Annotated in this window: 14 protein-coding genes; 2 read left to right on the top strand and 12 right to left on the bottom strand. The window is 42.9% G+C overall.

The window, feature by feature from the left end; translation table 11 throughout:
- Nucleotides 1–16: 16 nt before the first annotated feature.
- The 12 genes from Q0993_RS13910 to Q0993_RS13855 all read right to left on the bottom strand — a co-directional run bounded on the left by Q0993_RS13910 (nucleotide 17) and on the right by Q0993_RS13855 (nucleotide 15,629).
- On the bottom strand, nucleotides 17–364 hold the full coding sequence (locus Q0993_RS13910; protein WP_299533954.1) for a YciI family protein: 348 nt from the start codon (nucleotides 362–364) through the stop codon (nucleotides 17–19).
- Between the two features lie 76 nt (nucleotides 365–440).
- Nucleotides 441–1,517, bottom strand: coding sequence for a PA0069 family radical SAM protein (locus tag Q0993_RS13905; protein ID WP_299533953.1), 1,077 nt, complete (start codon nucleotides 1,515–1,517; stop codon nucleotides 441–443).
- A gap of 98 nt (nucleotides 1,518–1,615) precedes the next feature.
- Nucleotides 1,616–3,178, bottom strand: a complete 1,563-nt coding sequence (locus tag Q0993_RS13900; protein WP_299533952.1) for a hypothetical protein — start codon at nucleotides 3,176–3,178, stop codon at nucleotides 1,616–1,618.
- A 19-nt stretch (nucleotides 3,179–3,197) separates the two neighbouring features.
- On the bottom strand, nucleotides 3,198–3,980 hold the full coding sequence (locus Q0993_RS13895) for an enoyl-CoA hydratase-related protein (RefSeq protein ID WP_299533950.1): 783 nt from the start codon (nucleotides 3,978–3,980) through the stop codon (nucleotides 3,198–3,200).
- A gap of 241 nt (nucleotides 3,981–4,221) precedes the next feature.
- Nucleotides 4,222–5,628, bottom strand: a complete 1,407-nt coding sequence (locus tag Q0993_RS13890; protein ID WP_299534038.1) for an ATP-binding protein — start codon at nucleotides 5,626–5,628, stop codon at nucleotides 4,222–4,224.
- Between the two features lie 196 nt (nucleotides 5,629–5,824).
- The gene (locus Q0993_RS13885; protein ID WP_299533949.1) at nucleotides 5,825–6,376 is read right to left on the bottom strand and encodes a CopD family protein; all 552 of its coding nucleotides are present in this window, start codon (nucleotides 6,374–6,376) and stop codon (nucleotides 5,825–5,827) included.
- Between the two features lie 90 nt (nucleotides 6,377–6,466).
- Entirely contained in the window at nucleotides 6,467–8,224 is a 1,758-nt protein-coding gene (locus Q0993_RS13880) for an arylsulfatase (RefSeq protein WP_299533948.1), read from the bottom strand.
- Nucleotides 8,225–8,229: 5 nt separating this feature from the next.
- Nucleotides 8,230–11,388: a sialidase family protein gene (locus Q0993_RS13875; protein ID WP_299534036.1), complete on the bottom strand. Its 3,159-nt coding sequence runs from the start codon at nucleotides 11,386–11,388 to the stop codon at nucleotides 8,230–8,232.
- A 187-nt stretch (nucleotides 11,389–11,575) separates the two neighbouring features.
- Nucleotides 11,576–12,751, bottom strand: a complete 1,176-nt coding sequence (locus Q0993_RS13870) for a hypothetical protein (RefSeq protein WP_299533947.1) — start codon at nucleotides 12,749–12,751, stop codon at nucleotides 11,576–11,578.
- A 134-nt stretch (nucleotides 12,752–12,885) separates the two neighbouring features.
- Nucleotides 12,886–13,521 carry a response regulator transcription factor gene (locus Q0993_RS13865; protein WP_299533946.1) on the bottom strand — a complete coding sequence of 212 codons (636 nt, stop codon included), beginning with the start codon at nucleotides 13,519–13,521 and terminating at the stop codon, nucleotides 12,886–12,888.
- A gap of 217 nt (nucleotides 13,522–13,738) precedes the next feature.
- A complete protein-coding gene (locus tag Q0993_RS13860; protein WP_299533944.1) occupies nucleotides 13,739–14,503 on the bottom strand; it encodes an ATP-binding protein in 765 nt (254 codons plus the stop codon).
- Between the two features lie 619 nt (nucleotides 14,504–15,122).
- Entirely contained in the window at nucleotides 15,123–15,629 is a 507-nt protein-coding gene (locus tag Q0993_RS13855) for a hypothetical protein (protein ID WP_299533942.1), read from the bottom strand.
- Nucleotides 15,630–16,505: 876 nt separating this feature from the next.
- Here Q0993_RS13855 and ggt point away from each other — a divergent pair.
- Nucleotides 16,506–18,203 (top strand): gamma-glutamyltransferase, encoded by a 1,698-nt coding sequence (gene ggt, locus Q0993_RS13850; protein WP_299533939.1) that lies wholly within the window; start codon nucleotides 16,506–16,508, stop codon nucleotides 18,201–18,203.
- Between the two features lie 92 nt (nucleotides 18,204–18,295).
- Nucleotides 18,296–18,562, top strand: coding sequence for a hypothetical protein (locus Q0993_RS13845; protein ID WP_299533937.1), 267 nt, complete (start codon nucleotides 18,296–18,298; stop codon nucleotides 18,560–18,562).
- Nucleotides 18,563–18,612 lie beyond the last annotated feature (50 nt).

The raw sequence follows: 18,612 nt of genomic DNA, 5'->3' as shown, positions 1-18,612 counted from the left end.
TAGACTGCTATTGGAACTACATATCCATGGACATAATCTCCCGAACTTCTACATTTCCATCATGCTCAAAAATGGGGCATCCCTTGGAAATCTCGACGGCTTCATTTTGGCCATCCGCGGAAACAATGAGATACCCCCCCACTACTTCCGCACCTTCCGCAAAAGGACCATCGGTTATCACCTCTCCTGCCTTATGGACTACATTGCCTTCTTTGGATAAGGGTAAACCATCCACAAGTTGTCCCTTTTCCTTTAATCCTCCCATCCACGCGCCCCATTTTTGCATATGCTCTTGCATGGCCTCAGGAGATTGCTCCATTCTTGCCCTATCTCCTCCTCTAAATAAAAATAAAAAATTACTCATAACTGTTCTTTTAAAGTTTAGTATATGCTTAAGACGTATTCCCGCTAGTGTAATTGGACAAAAACTGGAAAAATTTCTAAAATAATTTCATCTGTCCTTGCTTGTAGATCTCATGTAGTCCTGTATTTAGTTTTGGAAAAGGCGGTTTGTCCTTAAAATAGGTGCATCTTGCCAAACGCATCAAATCATGGATTTGGGTGGCAATTTTACCTTCACCCCTACCTCGTATTCCAAACCGACTATCGTTCAGTGTTCCGTTGTGGCAATGTTGAATCTGGTGTAATACTTTTTCGGCCCTATCCGGCAAGGTTTTCTTTATCCAATCCGTAAAAATTTGTCCAATTGCTCCATTAAGGCGAACCACGGTAAATGCAAAAGACAGGGCACCGTAATCGGCAACCGTTTTAGCCAGATTCATGATTTCATGACTATTGATTCCAGGAATAATGGGAGCTAACATGGCATTTACGGGAATATTGTGCTCGGATAAGGCCTTTATGGTCTCTAATCGCCTTTTAATTGTGGCTGTCCTGGGCTCGAGAATTCTTCTGGTTTCCTCCGAAAGGGAAGTGATTGAAATGTTTATAGCCACCAGTTGGTTCTTTGCTAGTTCCGAAAGGATATCCAAGTCCCTTAAAATTAGGGCATTTTTAGTAATCATTCCTACGGGGTGCCTATACTTTAGGAACACTTTCAAACAATCCCGGGTTATCTTGAATTTCTTCTCTGCAGGTTGATAGCAATCCGTATTTCCGGATAACACTATGGTCTCCGCCTTCCAGTTTTTATGCTTTAGTTTGGTCTCCAACAATTTTGCGGCATCCTTCTTGACCAGGATTCTGCGTTCAAAATCGAGTCCGGCGCTATAGCCCCAAAATTCATGGGTATTACGGGCGTAACAGTAAATACAGCCATGTTCGCAACCTTGATAGGGGTTCATGGAGTACATCATCCCTACATCCGGACTAGTTACCTTGTTCACAATGGTTTTGGGAAAGATAGGAATATATTGGGTCTTCCTATTTTCTGCTTCTTCACCCTCAATGCGACAAAATTCTAGAAAATCATCCCGGGTCTCATAAATGTGCCGTAAAAATCTGTTGGGAACGTTTTGCTGGGCCCCACGGCCTTTTATATAATCTTCTTCTTTCACATAAATTGGATTTATTCCAAATTTATGGATTAAATCCAATTATTAGATCATGCAGATTTGTTAATTAACAAAAAAGATGTGGAGAAGGTAATTGCGAATCAACGTCCTTCAATGGAAACCTTGGCAAGTTGTTTTTTGGAGCCCCGCTTGGCATAGAACAATAAGGCATCATCTGACTGATCTATCAAAGGTTTGGACACCATTAAGGGTAAACGGGCTTCCTTATCATCGATGAGCTTTTCATAGCTAATCTGGCCTTTGGCATCCAACTTAATGACAAAAACATTTCTATTGCGACTAAGTCCCTGCTTGAACAAAAGACGTTCCCCGCTCAAAAGTTGTGGATTCTCCGAAGAGGTGCTAAGGAAAAAATAGGTGTCACCATCATGCACATAAGAACTATAGGACGCATAGGCACCGTCACCTTGGGTAACCTCGGACTTGTTGATGTTCCGGGTCCAGACCACATCTCCTTGGGCGTCCAACTTTGCACTTACGATATCGTTGTGATGAAAACGTTCAATCTTTACACGCCCGCCACTTGAATTGGCCTGAACGCTGGAAGTCATAAAGTACTCCTCTGCGTTGAAAAGTATGGAACCATCAGGGTTAATCGTCGCGTTTTTAAAGACAAGATTTTTAATTTCCTTATCATCATCACGACCAAACTTGTCCATCATAAATTGTTCTGAAAAAGGGTTATACTTTTTGGTTACGAGCTCTAGGTTTCCTGGTAAGAGCTCAAAGTATGCCAAGCCATTGTAGCGATTGTTTTTACGGTCTGCATAAAACCCTACGCATAGAATCTTGTTTCCGGAGACAAGTGGTATCAAACCTTCTGAAAATTTTCCAGGAGAATCAAAAGTCTGTGTTCTACCTCCTTCCCGGGAAACCTGTACGAGTTCGTATTGAAATTTTCGCTCCAAGGCATTGAACCTTCGTTTTTTGAAGTAGGATTTTCCAATTACAAAAGCTTTATCCATATTCTTGGAAAACGCAACATTCTCAAATGCATAGTTCTTTTCTTCAACCTCAGCTGAAAAATCGTGTTCCATTAATTTTTCTAAATTGGCATTAAAAACATGGATGAGATGTTTGTTGTTCTTTCCCTTTTTGAAATGGGTCGTAATCACAAAACCGGACTTGGTTTGATCAAACAGCACCGAAGTAGTAAATCCGGAGGAAAAATTTCGATTATAATAGTTTTTATCCAAAGGATTTCTAACCTCCTTGGAAGGAATGGAAAGTAAGGTTTCCTTGGTGAAATGATATTCGGAAATTGGGCTTCGGTGGATGGTATAATCGTAAGCTTGTGTTGTATAGTTATAGTCCAAGAATAAAAGATATACCTGACCATTACGTACATAGCCATCCACAAAATTGGCATTTTTGAGCTTGTAATTATACTCAGAAACCAATTGAAGGTTCTCATCATAACGTTCCACAAAATATCCTTTGGGTCTAAGTACAATGCCCTGATAGTAGGAGCGTACGAGAACAGAGCCCCCCTCACCGTCCTTGGCGATGGTCAAAAGATTGGAATATTTATACCTGTCGTTATATTTTTCGCCCAGTACATGTTGTATGGGGATTTCCTGCGCTATGATGGTCAAAGCAAACAGCAGGAAAAAGCAAAAGGAAATACTTTTTCTTTTGGTCATAAGTAGGATTTAAGGTATGCTATTCGCCTGGGAAATCGGCCTTTCGCTTTTCCAAAAAGGCCGAAGTTCCTTCTTCAAAATCGGCAGTTCCGAAACAGGTACCAAAGGCTTCAATTTCAACGGCATATCCATTAATAGTATTCTTAAAACTGGCATTTATTGCTTTTATTGCATGAGCTATGGCAACAGAGGAGTTATTCGCTATTTTGTTCGCCAGTTTTTTACAATGGGATAAAAGCTCTTCTTGGGAGACTACATGATTGACGAGGCCAAACTCCACGGCACGTTCCACGTCGATCATACCCGCAGTCATGATCATTTCCATGGCCCGTCCCTTACCTACCAATTGCGGGAGGCGTTGGGTACCTCCATAACCTGGAATCAATCCCAATGAAACCTCGGGAAGACCCATCCTTGCATTATGACTGGCCACACGAAAATGACAGGCCAAGGCCAATTCCAAACCACCGCCCAATGCAAAACCATTAATGGCCGCAATTACCGGAGTAGAAAGATTTTCCACAAAATTGAATAACAATTCCTGGCCCTTTGAAGCTAGATTGTGCCCTTCCTTTACCGTGAAATCAGCAAATTCCAAAATATCCGCCCCGGCAACGAATGCTTTTTCACCGCTTCCTGTCAGGATAATTACCTTTATTTCTTTTTTCGTATCCAGATTTTTGAAGACGTCGTTCAACTCCCCAATGGTTTCCTGATTTAGGGCATTTAATTTCTTGGGGCGATCGATGGTAACAATTGCAACAGGATTTTCTTCTGCAACTTTGATGTTTTTATACTTCATTTTCAATTAATGCATTAATAAAACTGTCAAGTCAAAATAAAGCCATAATTATGGTTAATCCAACAAGATAACTCGGAATGGTGCAATCCTTGCCTTCCAAAGAATCTTCCCGATTATGTATACCATGATTATGATCTATTTCGTTTCCGGAACAATGTCCGCCAAATTGTTCCGACAACCCATCTTGAAAATCCTCCTACGAAACCAATTAACTGCCCTACTAATCTTCGAAAAGAAAACGTTAGGCCTTGGGGAATTTAACCGTAAACACCGTACCCTTGCCCGGTTGTGAGGTAAAATCGATACTTCCGTTATATGTTTCGACAATATTTTTGACCATCCCCAAGCCGAGGCCCATACCGCTGGTCTTTGTTGTAAATTTCGGCTCAAAAATCTTCTCCCGAAAACTGTCGGATATACCAATCCCGTTGTCAGCCACGGAAATCTTAACGGAATCTCCCTCAGAAGATACGGAGACCAGAATACGAGGTGTTTCAACCTCAGGAAGGGCCTGTATGGCGTTTTTGACCAGGTTGGTGACTACACGGATGAGTTGGGTACGATCTAACTTGGCGATGATCTTCTCCTCGTTGGAAATAAAATGAATGTAGTCCTCATTGAAGATATCCAAGGCAAGCTTCACAATTGTGACAACATTAAGGGTCTCGTTTTGCTGCGCTGGCATTTTGGCAAAGTTCGAAAAGGCCGAGGCAATGCTACTCATAGTGTCTATTTGTTGTATTAAGGTTTTGGAGAATTCGTTTATCTTGTTTTCTACATCCGGATCCTTGGGATCAAATTTGCGCTGAAAACTCTGCACACTTAATCGCATCGGCGTTAGGGGATTTTTAATTTCATGGGCTACTTGCTTGGCCATCTCACGCCAAGCCTGTTCCCGCTCGCTCCTGGCCAATTTGGCCGCACTACGCTCCAACTCGTCGATCATCGCATTGTATGAGGTCACCAATTTTTCAATTTCCTCGCTTGGATCATCGATTATAATTTTCTCGTTTCTTTTGTTCAAATCCGTTCTGCCCAACATATCGGAAACTGTCTCTAGGGATCTAGTGGTATATTTGGATACAAAATAGGCAAAGCCTATCGCCGTGATTAGCATAAGCAGATATACGCCTCCTAGACGCATTAGGAATTCCTGAAGTTCATTATCATAGAAAGAATTATCCTCAAAGTAGGGCAAGTTCAATATACCGATGGGTTTAAATTTGAGGTCGGTAACGTAAGTATAGGAGGATTGATAGTCGTCACCAGCCGCTGAGTTCTCCTCAATATAACGTTTGTCAATACTTTTTATCAGCTGATCCAATACCTCCACGTCCAGACACATAGCTATCGAATCCACTACAAATTTTGGCCTTGAGCTTTTAATCAACTCCCCGGAAAGATCATAAATATTGAAATTCTGGTTCTGAACATCCGCTATCTGATAGATGTCTTCCTTAAAAATTAGCCCTAAATTCTCTGTAGTAATGGGATAGGTAGTATTCTGAAGGGTGTAATTTACACTCTGTTTGATCTGTTCTTCCTTACGGGCCAACCGCTCCGTATGATAATCCTTCCGTTGTTCCCGATATTGAAAAATGGCCACGGCGGTTATCAATCCGGAGGGAATGACTACCAAGAGAATCATGGCCACAAAGATTCTTGATCTAAGGGAGAGTTTTTTGAACACAGATACCGCGTTTAAACAAATTTAGCAAATATCGCACCAAGGGCAATTTGAGAAGATTCAAATTGCAAAATTCAACGTTCAAATTCCAAATCTTAGATGGCGAACCTCAACGGATTATCAACAGGTAACATCCGACTTTTCCCGATTTCGAAATCTATGCATTTGGATTTTTTTCCCGTATCCTTTTATACAGTTTAATCCCCATCATAAGAAAAATACCGAGGCCTAGAATACCCACCAACCCAAATACCCAACTAAATGTGTTCTTTAAAATCGCCAAAAAGACTACGGCGAAAAGAATTAAGGTGGCACCTTCGTTCCAAATACGCATAAATCTTGAGGTGTATTTTACTTCGTCCCTTTGTAGTTGCTTAAAGATCTGGTGGCATTTAAGGTGGTAGATGAACAATAGAAAAACAAACGCTAGTTTTATATGCATCCAACCTTGTTGTAACCATCCCGGCATTAGGACCAACAGCCAAATCGCAAAAAATGTACAAAGCAACGCCGAAGGCCAAGTTATGATATACCACAGCCTTTTGGTCATCAATTTTAATTGGTTACCCAGAATTTCCTTTTCAGGGGATGGTTTTTGAGATGCTTCAATGTGATAAATGAATAGACGCGGAATGTAAAAGAGCCCCGCAAACCAAGTGACTACAAAAATAAGGTGAAGGGCCTTGATATAGTTGTAGTATTCGGACACCGAAAAATTGTGCTTTAAAGTTTAAGGTTCAAAGTTAGGGATTTATACATTCCCGCTCCTTTAATCACTAAAATAAAGGGCGCAGTACTTTTACTGAATGCGCTCCATTTCTACCCAAAAAGGGAATATGTGCCTGCCATCAATGGCATAGAAAGGAATCAGATCACATTTCATATCCGGTAGAGACACACCTGTCATTTCCAAACTATCCATCCCGTCCGTATCGTTTTCCATGGAACTTACCAAAGAGCCCGTCTCCAAAAACATGGTGCCTCCTTTTTGTACGGGCTGCACAAACTTGAATTTTATGTTATATAACCCCTCCGTCAGTACTACGTTCCATTTTCCAAAAACTTCCTCTTGATTCCAAATACCGCGCTCTCCGCCGGCGTCGTTCCTGTTCAAAAAAATAGGATTCTCATTCTGGGTTCCCACTACAATTGGCGGAGGATTCAACAGGTTCTTTGAGCCTATCAACTCCTTGTACGTTTTGTCCATCTCGGTTTTAAGGTTCTCTACCGTGGTCGTATTTTCCGTTGCCAAATTATGTTGCTCGTAGGGATCGTTCAAAATATGGTACAGTTCAAAATCCTTGGGCGAGGCATCGAAATTCGTCTGGGCGACCAACTTATAGGGTCCTTGTTGTAGCGCCATATTCATATACCGTACGGGATATTTCCTGGTCCAGTAGAAAAAAAGTGGTCGCTCTTGCCAACCTGCTTTTTTCTGGATTAGAGGTAAAAGGCTTCGCCCATCCAATTTTCTGTCTTCGGGGCTCTTTAGGTTGCATAGTTCAGATAATGTAGGAAGCACATCTATGTGGGCTGCCATGGTCGCTATATCCCGATTTCCTTTTATTTTTCCAGGATATCGAAGGTAAAAAGGGACTCTTACCCCTCCGCGGTAAACACTGCCTTTTCTCCCCTTCATTCCCGCAACGTAGCGTACCTGTTGCGGACCATTATCGGTCATGAAGATAACGATCGTATTCTTTTCAAGTTTTAGCTCTTTCAGTTTTTGAAACAATCGGGTCAAGTTATCATCAATATTACTGACCATGGCATAGACCTTTCGGGCATCTTCTTTGTCCTTTTCGGTCATCTCCACAAAGGGTCGGTTATCATTTTCAAATCCTGAAGAAGGATCAATGTCCTTATACCTGTCATAGTATTCCTGCGGAACCTGCAAAGGTGTATGCGGGGCATTAAAGGAAAGATAGCAGAAGAAAGGACCAGATTTGCTCTTTTCTATAAAACGAATTGCTTGATTCGTAAAAATATCGCTACAATACCCTGTGTACGCCTCCTGTTTACCATTATGCCATAGAACGGGATCAAAATAACTCCGATCGCCTTTAAAGTAAGTAGTAAAATCCCCTACTTGCCCCATACCGCCGGCCAAATGGATAACGGACTCATCAAAACCCTGGTCCTGTGGCCTGCTGGGATAATTATCCCCCAAATGCCATTTCCCAAAAATCCCGGTTCGGTAGTCTGCCTGTTTTAGCATCTCGGCAATCGTTACCTCATTGGAGGCCATTATGGCTCCGCCGTTATAGGTGTCCCTAATCCCGGTACGTAAGGAATACCTTCCTGTCATTAAACTGGCCCTTGTGGGGGCGCAGACCGGGGAAACGTAAAAATTGGTGAAGCGTACACTTTCCCTGGCAAAAGCATCCAAGGTAGGTGTTTTCACGTGAGGGTTACCCGTAACACCTAAATCGCCATAGCCCTGATCGTCCGTAATAATTAGAACTATATTCGGGCTCTCCCTTTGCTGTGCTATGGACGACGCAGGCCACAAATAGATGGTACAAAAAAGCAATATATACCGAATTGGTCTTTTCATAATCCTTAATCTTCTACAAATAAATAATCCAGTTGCAAATTATTGAATGCCGAATTGAAAGCCTCGATTTCCTGGGCAACTAGGGTGTCAAAGGCTTTCAGTTGTGCATTGATCTTGGTAGTCAACTCATTTTTTACGGCGATATCCTGATCTGTAGGGGGAAAGTCGTCCAGAGTAACCAAACTGTTCAAATGCCCCAGCTTGTTGGTCAATTTAATGGGGAAATTCAAAGGATCCTGGGCACTGCGATTTTTGGTTTGATACAAGGCCTTTTCCACTTCACCGAATCTCTCTTTCATGGTTTTAGCTTGCTCGACTAATTTTCCTATTTGTTCCCCATTGTTTGCGCCGAGCGGGGTAGAAGCGTATTGCTTTGAAAAGGCCTCCAGCTGCGTGGTAATTTTTCGGATTTTTTTGATGGATTCATGTGCTTTGTTGACAGTTGCATTTATATCACTTACAAAATCGTACTGCTTTTGCATATCGGCAACGGTTGACTCCGATCGCGGATCGGGTAAAATCGTAAACTGTTGTGATTGTTCGGAACCGTTTACATTCAGGGATACCTTGTAGGTACCGGGAACTGCTTTGGGCCCATCAAGATTGGCCCACCAAAGGACCATCCCTTCCAGTTTCTCCGCTCCTTTGCCCTTGGTATCCCATATATGGACATTTCCCCCTTTTTTTATTTCCAACTTTTCGTCTTTCTTCTTTGCCGAATTTTTGAATACTGCCAAAGTATCTCCTGAATTGCTCAAATAGGTGAGCTGTATGCTATCCTTTTCTACCCCATTTTTTAGATAAAAATGGGTGACGACCCCATTGGGGTGATTTTCACCTTCGGTCAGGGAAGGCTTCGCGGTAATACTGCCCTTGGTCCGATAGCTGTCCTTGGGTTTAAATAGATGTGCCGTTTTATTTTTGACAGCATCCGGCAATTGGTGGAGAACCGTAAGGTCGTCCAAGATCCAAAGACTTCGACCTTGGGTAGCAACAATAAGATTGTCATCCTTTATTGTTAAATCTGTTATGGGTACCACGGGCAGGTTGCGTTGAAATGATTGCCAATTGGCCCCGTCGTCAAAGGAAATATACATGCCCGTCTCCGTACCAGCGTACAGTAAACCCTTTCTTTTTGGGTCTTCGCGGAGCACACGCGTAAAATGCTCATTTTTTATACCATTCGTTATTTTATTCCACGTCTTTCCATAATCCTTAGTTTTGTAGAGGTATGGTTGAAAATCGCCCAACTTATAACGTGTACCGGCCACGTAACAGGTACCTTCCTCAAAAGCTGATGGTTCAATACTATTTATCATGGTCCATTCGGGCATCATGCCAGGGGTCACATTTTCCCAGGTTTCTCCCCCATCCTGGGTAATATGAATCAATCCGTCATCACTGCCTACCCAAAGCAGGCCCTCCTTTATTGGGCTTTCATTTGCAGCAAATAGGGTACAATAATACTCTACCCCTGTATTGTCCTGGGTAATAGGCCCTCCGCTGCTAACCAGTTTGGAAGGGTCGTTACGCGTAAGGTCATCACTCAACAATTCCCAACTTTGACCTTCGTTGGTACTTCGGTGTACATGATTGGAAAACGTATACAACTTTTTTGGGTCGTGTTTACTAAAGATAATGGGAAAATTCCATTGAAATCGATATCTCATCCCCTCTGCCCCGTACCCCATGGGATTATCCGGCCATACATTAATGCCCCGTGTTGTGTTCTTCTTGTGGTTTACCCTTGTCAAAAAACCACCGTAGCTTCCGCCATACACAATATCATTATTGGTGGGATCTACGGCAATATGTGCACTTTCACCTCCGGCCGTTTCTTCCCAATCATCCTCGCCAATGGCACTTCCATCACTTCTATGGTTAATGCGAATGGTGGAATTATCTTGCTGGGCCACATAAATACGATAAGGAAAGGCATTATCCGTGGTAACCCGATAAAACTGTGCCGTAGGTTGATTGTAATAGGTACTCCAAGTCTCTCCCCCGTCATAGGAAACTTGGGCACCACCGTCATCCCCGATAATCATTCGCTTTGAATTCTCCGGGGCTATCCATAAATCGTGATGATCTCCATGAGGGGCATTGAAGGTGTTAAAGGTTTTGCCTCCATCTGTGGACTTGTGATAACGAACATTCAGAACGTAAACCACATCCTCATCTTCAGTATCGGCATAGACTCGGGTATAGTACCAGGCACGTTGGCGCAGTTTACGTTCATCGTTTACCTGTTCCCATGTTTTTCCTCCATCATCGCTTCGATACAGACCTCCTTTTTCTTTCTGTTCAACAATGGCCCAGACCCGTTCGGAATTTTTTGGTGAAACCGTCACTCCAATGATGCCCAAAGTATCCTTGGGAAATCCGGTATTCTTTGAAATTTCAGACCAGGTCTCCCCACTATCCGTGCTTTTCCATAATGCCGAGCCATCCCCGCCACTTCTTAAACTATAGGGTGTACGCTTGGCACGCCATGTTGAGGCGTACAGTGTTCTCGGGTTGTTCGGATCAAAGGTCAGGTCTACGGCCCCGGATTGGTCATTTACAAAAAGTATCCTCTCCCAAGTATTCCCGCCATCCACACTTTTGTAGACCCCGCGATCTTGGGTAGGCTTATAGATATTGCCCAAAACTGCTGCATAGACTATATTGTGGTTTTTAGGATGGATACGAATCCGTGGTACATGTCGACTTTTTTCCAACCCGACCGATTTCCAGGTCCTTCCTGCATCCTCGGTCTTCCAAATACCATAGCCGGAAGAAACATTGCCCCGAAGCGTCTTTTCCCCACCTCCCACATAGATGACATTGGGATCGCTTTGGGCTACCTCAACTGCTCCGATACTACCCCCAAAATAGCCATCCGAGATATTTTCCCAGGTACGGCCGCCATTTATCGTTTTCCAAACGCCCCCTCCGGTCGCTCCAAAGTAAAAAAGATTAGGTTTACCGGGCACCCCTGTTACCGCCGCAGAACGGCCACCTCGAAAAGGGCCAATCAAACGATAGGATAAACTGGAATAGAGCCCTTCATCATACTCTGTTTTGGTTTGAGTCGTCTTTTTTCTTCTTTGTGCTTCTAGGTTAGGTGTAAAAAAGGAAAGTAGCAATAGCCATAGGCACGCTTTAAAAAGCAATGTTCTCATCATAGGTTTTTTGAATATCGTCAAGTTTAAAAGTAGGGAAAAAGAAACAATCCCAAATGACTTTCATTAACTTTAAAATGACGGCTCCCGATTAGATTGAATTTGGCAAAACAAATACGTTTAAAGTGATTTCCCAAAAGTTTAGGGGAATCCCCGATGGGTCTCAAGCCCGATCTGGGACAAAACGCTATTTGGTTTTTTCTTTCCGATTTTTCCCGAGGAGAAATCCTAAATAAAAAGGGATTCCCAAAACCGCTATAATAATCAGCAGTAGATAAAACAGGGTAGTTGAAATGGTCTTGCGTACTTCCATCATTGTATTTTTGACCCCGATTTCCGCAATGGTCCTTGCTTCTTCCGCCAAGGCTAGGCGTTCTCGTTTTATTATTGAATCCAAGGCCATGCGCTCTCGTTTTACCATGCTGTCTATCGCGGCCCGATCTTCAGAAAGGCTCAACATGGCCATTCCAAGTTCATGATTAAGTGATTTGAACAAAGGATCCACGCCCTCAACAAAATCGACAATGGCCTTTTTCAAGGTCTCCGGGGAATTTTCCGCTATCGCCAACAAGCGATCTACATGTACATTAAAGTTTGCAACGCGTTTCTGAAATTCAATGGAATCCATTCCCTTCTCCTTCATCCAAAGTTCGGTATGCCATTTGAGCTGCTTCCCCAGAATGTCCGAACTAAAATCCACTTTATTGGAAACATCGGCCACCACCTCGGACAGCGTACCCACGGTCTGTATTCCAAGACTATCCGGCACATCCCTAAATCTAAGGAAATCTTGTTTTATGGTTTGGTGCTCCAGTCTTCCTCGGGTTAGGGGATGTGCCTTTGCATATTCGGTTACAAAAGCTTGGTATGCCATAAAATCCCCCGTGCTTAGTACGCTTCTGGCAATATTTTCTATTTCCGCTGCATTTTGGGAGGCGGCACGGATAGCAGCGGGTTGATAGGGACCAAATTGGGATAGGCTATCTATTTGTCCAAAAAGGTCCTGCACTTCCAACATATAGGACCAAACATCGGTAAGGGCTACCTTAGGAGAGGTTTGGAACCCGATACGCTTTAATTCTTCACCGGTCTTTATTTTCCATAGGAGCGCATTTTTCTGAATTTCGATATCCCCTAATGCCAATTTGGCAATACTATCCGCCGTATTTTCCGTTCTACGCATGGCTTCCGTAACGAATGACTGCGTTAACAATCTGGTGTTTAAATCATTAATGGACAAAGGTTTTTGTTCACTTTCGATGCGCAATAGCGCACAGGAAGTGAAGAATAGGAAGAAGACAAAACACAAAATCCGTACTTTGCCGAAACCATAAAAACTTCGTAAGAACTTGGTCTTATTCACTTCTTTTCTCTTTGAATATACCAACGATTGGAATGTACGGATAAAGCAAGGTTTCCCTACTTGTTCCTACCCCAATGCGTCAATCTAATATCAGGATTAATTTACTACTCTTTTCTTGATTATCCTATGGTGATTCAAGGCTCAAAAATCTTGTTGCGAATGGCGTAGAGGACCAAACCGATACGGTTTTTGATATGCAATTTTTCGTGGAGTGCATCACGATAGCCCTCAATGGTCTTTGGACTTAGGTGCATGGCATCGGCAATTTCCCTATAGGTCATTTCGGAACAGGCCAATCGCAAAAATTCCAGTTCCCGCTCCTTTAGGTCCACGATGGGTTCCTTTTTCTCCAGGGTACCTACCAGGATCTGGGTGACCGTATTGGTATGGTAGTAGCCTTTCTCGGCAATATGCAAAAGCGCTTCTTCCAAAATCTCACGTTTGGTGTCCTTCATGAGATAGCCCCGGGCACCGGCCCGTAGCATTTTTAAAATGGTTCCTTCGTCTTCTTCAATGGAAAGTGCCAATACCTTTACTTGGGAAAAATCGATCTTTAGGATTTGGGTGGTCTCAATACCATTGAGTATGGGCATATTGATGTCCATCAATACGATATCCGGTATGTTCTTGGGGCTTGCGAAACGATCCAACAGTTCCTGTCCGTTTTTGCAGTTGTACAATACCTTAAACTTGCCAAAACTATCCACTAGCCCTGCTATGGCTTGTGAAAGTAGGGTATGGTCGTCCACAATCACTACGGAGTAGGTCATTTGATCAAGTTTTTGGAAATGGGGATAGAATCACTTCGCTCAAGGGAAAAAGACCTAAGACGTGCAAGGGGAACTTTTTTATGTCCTGGTAAACTCATTACTGTTTGGGGTTCGTTACCATACTCTCCAAACCTGCGTATTAGCCCAATTATAGATCAAGGCATACAGACGTAGGGCGGATGCGACTTGCTGGAATAATCTTCATGCGCAAGAACGTTCAATCTACAAAATAATACGTCATCTTTAATTGCGTGCCTTCATTTTTTTCAGAGAAAAGCTCCAGATGGGCATGGACTAGTTTGGCACGGTTGCGCATATTTTTTAGCCCGATACCGGAATACCCATCCGCTTTCTGTTCAAAACCGATACCGTTATCCTTGGCAACAATTTCCAGGGAGCCATCCATATAGTCCAACAAAACCAGAAGTTCCGAGGCCTTGGAATGCTTTACCGTATTCGAAAAAAACTCCTGCAAAATGCGAAACAGGATAATTTCCTCTTTGGGATCGATAGGTTTGGTATCTCCCTCTACCTTAAGCGAAGCCTTTAGGAACTGCATCCGGTTAAAACGGTCCATTTCCAGTTGTACCGCTTCGGCCAAGGAAAGACTCTTTAAGGCCTCGGGATTAATAAGTTTGGAAAGGGCCCGCAACTCCTGTATGGCCTTGCCCATAGTCTCTGAGGCTTCCTCCAATTGAGGACTTTTGCTCTCTTCCATTTGGACCTGGATTTTCGCTAAGGTCATCAATTGCCCTATATTATCGTGGAGTTCCCAACTTATATTGCGTAAGGTCTCTTCACGGATTTCTATCTGGGTCTCGGAAAGTTCCTTCTCAAAGGCCTCCTTGTCCCTGGCCCGTTGCTTTAAAAGCCGATTCTTTCGTTTTTGGAACAGCACAAAGAGAATTACTACCGTTACCGCCAAGCTTAAGGCGATGGCGGAAAAAACGATCAGGAACGATTGTACTTCTCCTTGGTCCATAAAAATCCGATACTATAACACCCGTACAGAATAAAATTTAAAGTAATAATAAGAATATAAAATTGTATTTCACTAAAGTTTAGATGACTTGAGAGCAACATAAGAGGTATCATCCCCATATTAAATAGAAGTAGTCCTGTCGATATCCAAAAACTCAGTTTGTATTTCACTTCCAAAATCTCATCGCTGTTCAACAGTTGCCAAAAGTGAAAAATTGTACACACCATAGTTAACAAAGCACCTGTTATAAAGGTATATTTATGATATGAGGACCAACTCTGAAAGGTGAAGTTCCAAAAAGCTAGACAAACGAAAAGTACTGCAAAAGTCAATACCATTTTTTGGAAATCCCTCCTTTTCAAAATAGAATGGTACCAAAAAAAATAAAATGAAAAGCTTATAAGTGTATATAAATTGTATAACCAAAAATTAGGCAAAACAAAAACATCACTTAAAACCGCTCCACCAATTTCCACTAGAATTGCAAACCAAAGAAAATAAAAGAAAAACTTTTCTTTAGCTTTAGAATATTTACGGTAATGGATAGTCCCGATAATTGCTGTTGAAAGTTGTACAACAGTTGCTACATAAGGCAAATATTGAAGATCCATTAAAAGATTTACTTCACCTTTTTGGGTGGCTTGCCACCATGTGCATAGTTGTATGCTCTCATATTAGAGGTGCTTTGTAATGGTGGTGCTGGGAAAAACCCGTTGCTCAATTCCAGTTTCCCATGAGTTGGTACAATGATAACTGTAGAGAACCCCGGGTCGGGCCATTGCTCTTTGCTCTCTTCAGGGTAAGCGGCATAAAAAATACGTAGTCCCAAATTTTCAAGCCCTTGCTTTGCGCTCTCGCTGCGTACATAACGGATATACTGTTCCATGCTATCCAAGGAGAACCAAAAATCGCGGGTATCCTCAAACCCCAAAGTCTTGTTAACAATACCACTACGAGTGCGGACAAATTCCTCTTGTAATCTCTGGGCTTGTTCTAGACTAATGGTCTGGGATGGGGGTGGTACCTCTCTCAAAGAAGGTCGATCTGTACAATTATTGATAAGTAGGGAGATAATAATTAATATTAAAATCGCTATAAAGATTCGTGCGTTTCTGTTGGTTTCCATATTTGATGTTTTAAAGTTTAGTTGTTGCTAATGGGCCGTTCTAAATCCATATCGTTGAACTAACGGATAAAGCTTCGTCTATTAAAGATACATAGAATTCTTCTAGAGACATTCGCTTATCCTCACCATCAGAGATTGGTAAATATACTGGCACATATTAATATGATACCAATAATGGCTACCGCAATAATTAATCCGTAGTGGATTCTTTGAAGTAATTTTTCATCTAGTGTCGCTTCCATGATTTGTGCTTTTAAATTCAAGGCTAATGTAGTTTAGAAAAGCGCCCAAAAAACCACAAGCAGGTTTTGCCATATAGCCAGAATCATTACATGTGTTTGTTATTCAATTAGTTACATTAATAGGACTACAAGAAAACGGGTTGGGAAACGGTAGAAAAAGGGGCAAATACCCCCCTCGGGCATCAGGTGAATTTTGGACCGGAAAAGGGCATTATACCATGAGCGTTTAGGAATTTTCCATTAGAATTTATCCATGTCTTCACAATTAGAATTGAATGATTTGACAAGTATCTTTTTCAGGGTCATCTTTCCCGAAGAAAAGGTGAAGAAAGCTTGGGATGGCACCAAAAATGCCTTGGTCATTTTTGGCTAAGTTTTAACACCGTTTTTGCGGGAAAGTGTCCCTTTCCTTGGTTCGCTTCTTTGAGAAGACAAAGAAACAAACGAAAACATACCTCCCAACAGGAACCATAAAAAGTAATGTGAAAATTATTAAAAATTCCAAGTCAAAAGTGTTAGGGGACCCATAAGAAGTGAATAATAAGCCTGCGCCCTTCATTGGATAAATCAGAAAGAAAAACAAATTACCCAATGCAACTTTTTGTACTTTAGAGCGATTCAAAAAATTGCCGGAATGAGAACTTCTTTACTTTGCGTTTTTACACTGTTTACCACTTTCAACATCAGTTATGCCCAGGACCGGGTTACGGGTGAGCCCTTTGCGACCCGTTCCGAGGTGCTGGCCCAAAACGGGATGGTAGCCACCAGTCATCCCTTGGCGACCCAAGTTGGGGTAGACATTCTCAAAAAAGGGGGAAATGCCATTGATGCCGCTATTGCCGCCAATGCCGCCCTAGGACTTATGGAGCCGACTGGATGTGGTATCGGAGGTGACCTATTCGCTATTGTTTGGGACGGAAAGACCCAAAAACTCTACGGTCTTAATGCCAGTGGACGTTCCCCTAAAGATCTTACCTTGGATTATTTTGAAAAGGAAAAAATGGAGAAAATTCCAGCTCTTGGACCCTTACCGGTAAGTGTGCCCGGTGCTGTGGATGGATGGTTTGAGCTTCATGGTAAGTTTGGTTCCAAGCCCATAGCCGAACTTTTGGCACCGGCGATCGCCTATGCGGAAAAGGGATTTCCCTTAACGGAATTGATCGCTTTTTATATGCAACGCTCCATCCCATATTATAAATCGCAAGGGTTCCCCAATATCGAGGACACTTACATGGCTCAAAATGGCGGCCGACTTCCCAATGAAGGGGAAATCTATAAAAACCCTTATCTAGCCAATACCTACAAGAAAATTGCCGAAGGTGGACGCGATGCCTTCTACAAGGGAGAAATTGCAAAGACCATTGGAAAGTTCATCAAGGAACAAGGTGGATTCCTCTCCCCCAAAGATCTTGCAGCACATCGCTCCGAATGGGTGGAACCTGTCTCCGTCAATTATCGTGGGTATGATGTCTGGGAGCTCCCTCCCAACGGCCAAGGCATTGCTGCCCTACAAATGTTACAAATCTTGGAAGGATATGATTTTTCGAATGTTGCATTTGGCAGTACGGAGCATCTGCATTTGTTTACAGAGGCGAAAAAATTGGCCTTCGAGGATCGGGCCAAGTATTATGCGGATATGGATTTCGTAAACGTCCCCGTAGCGGAATTACTGTCCGACACCTATGCCGAAGAGCGTAGAAAACTCATTGGCGAACGGGCCGGTACTTATGAGGCCGGGCAAATTAGTGCTGGAGAAACTATTTATATGACCGTAGCGGATAAGGAAGGGACCATGATCTCATTGATCCAAAGCAACTACCGGGGAATGGGTTCGGGAATGGCGCCCCCTAAATTGGGCTTTATGTTACAAGATCGTGGGGAACTTTTTAGCCTTAAGCGTGGACAAGCCAACACCTATGAGCCTGGAAAACGCCCTTTCCATACCATTATTCCCGCTTTTATCACTAAGGATGGCAAGCCTTATGTTAGTTTTGGGGTTATGGGCGGTGACTTCCAACCCCAAGGCCATTCCCAAATTGTAATGAACCTTATCGACTTTGGTATGAACTTACAGGAGGCAGGGGACGCCCCACGTTGGGACCATACTGGAGGGAACAGTCCCACTGGGGAAACTCCCGAGGGCACAGGACAAGTTCGCGTAGAGTCCGGCATTCCGTATTCCACGGTTCGCGGATTGATGGACAAAGGGCATAAGGTAGGGTTTACCCGGGGTGCCTATGGTGGGTATCAAGCCATTTTATGGGATGCCGAGAACCAAGTCTATCACGGAGCTTCGGAAAGCCGTAAGGATGGACAGGCAGCGGGGTATTGAAATTCTTGACTATTGGAATTGCCCCAAGTTCTTCATTGGTGTAACATAGCCTCCATTTTTACTACCTATAAAGTAACCAACACTATAGTATCATGGCAGGAGGTGGCATCGCTGGGGCAAACACAAGCTTAAAAAACAATAGGAAACTTTTAAAGAGACGCAAACTTCGCGAAAAAGGAGATGTGTACGGACAAGAGGGTGTTACCAAACTCAATCTTAAGGAGTCCACTGATCAGGATATGAAGCGGATTCAAAAGAGAATCAAGGAATACAAGCGCGAAGCACGGACGATATGGTTCATTGCCATCTGTGTAACCGCTTTTATTGTATACTCCATTTGGTGGTGGGCGAGTTCTTGATGGTTCGATTTTCGCATCATTGAATTTTGGGGCAGTGCCATCAATTCACA

Origin of the sequence: Ulvibacterium sp. (genome assembly GCF_028285715.1) — a bacterium.
Lineage (GTDB): Bacteria > Bacteroidota > Bacteroidia > Flavobacteriales > Flavobacteriaceae > Ulvibacterium.
The sequence above is the reverse complement of the archived record's forward strand: the minus strand, read 5'-3'. Positions and strand labels throughout refer to the sequence as shown.

Bases quoted from the DNA above. Each gene is read 5' to 3' on its own strand.
- Q0993_RS13890 (WP_299534038.1), bottom strand. From the start codon at position 5,628: ATGATTCTCTTGGTAGTCATTCCCTCCGGATTGATAACCGCCGTGGCC.
- ggt (WP_299533939.1), top strand. From the start codon at position 16,506: ATGAGAACTTCTTTACTTTGCGTTTTTACACTGTTTACCACTTTCAAC.
- Q0993_RS13900 (WP_299533952.1), bottom strand. From the start codon at position 3,178: ATGACCAAAAGAAAAAGTATTTCCTTTTGCTTTTTCCTGCTGTTTGCT.
- Q0993_RS13910 (WP_299533954.1), bottom strand. From the start codon at position 364: ATGAGTAATTTTTTATTTTTATTTAGAGGAGGAGATAGGGCAAGAATG.
- Q0993_RS13895 (WP_299533950.1), bottom strand. From the start codon at position 3,980: ATGAAGTATAAAAACATCAAAGTTGCAGAAGAAAATCCTGTTGCAATT.
- Q0993_RS13875 (WP_299534036.1), bottom strand. From the start codon at position 11,388: ATGAGAACATTGCTTTTTAAAGCGTGCCTATGGCTATTGCTACTTTCC.
- Q0993_RS13860 (WP_299533944.1), bottom strand. From the start codon at position 14,503: ATGGACCAAGGAGAAGTACAATCGTTCCTGATCGTTTTTTCCGCCATC.
- Q0993_RS13880 (WP_299533948.1), bottom strand. From the start codon at position 8,224: ATGAAAAGACCAATTCGGTATATATTGCTTTTTTGTACCATCTATTTG.
- Q0993_RS13865 (WP_299533946.1), bottom strand. From the start codon at position 13,521: ATGACCTACTCCGTAGTGATTGTGGACGACCATACCCTACTTTCACAA.
- Q0993_RS13855 (WP_299533942.1), bottom strand. From the start codon at position 15,629: ATGGAAACCAACAGAAACGCACGAATCTTTATAGCGATTTTAATATTA.
- Q0993_RS13845 (WP_299533937.1), top strand. From the start codon at position 18,296: ATGGCAGGAGGTGGCATCGCTGGGGCAAACACAAGCTTAAAAAACAAT.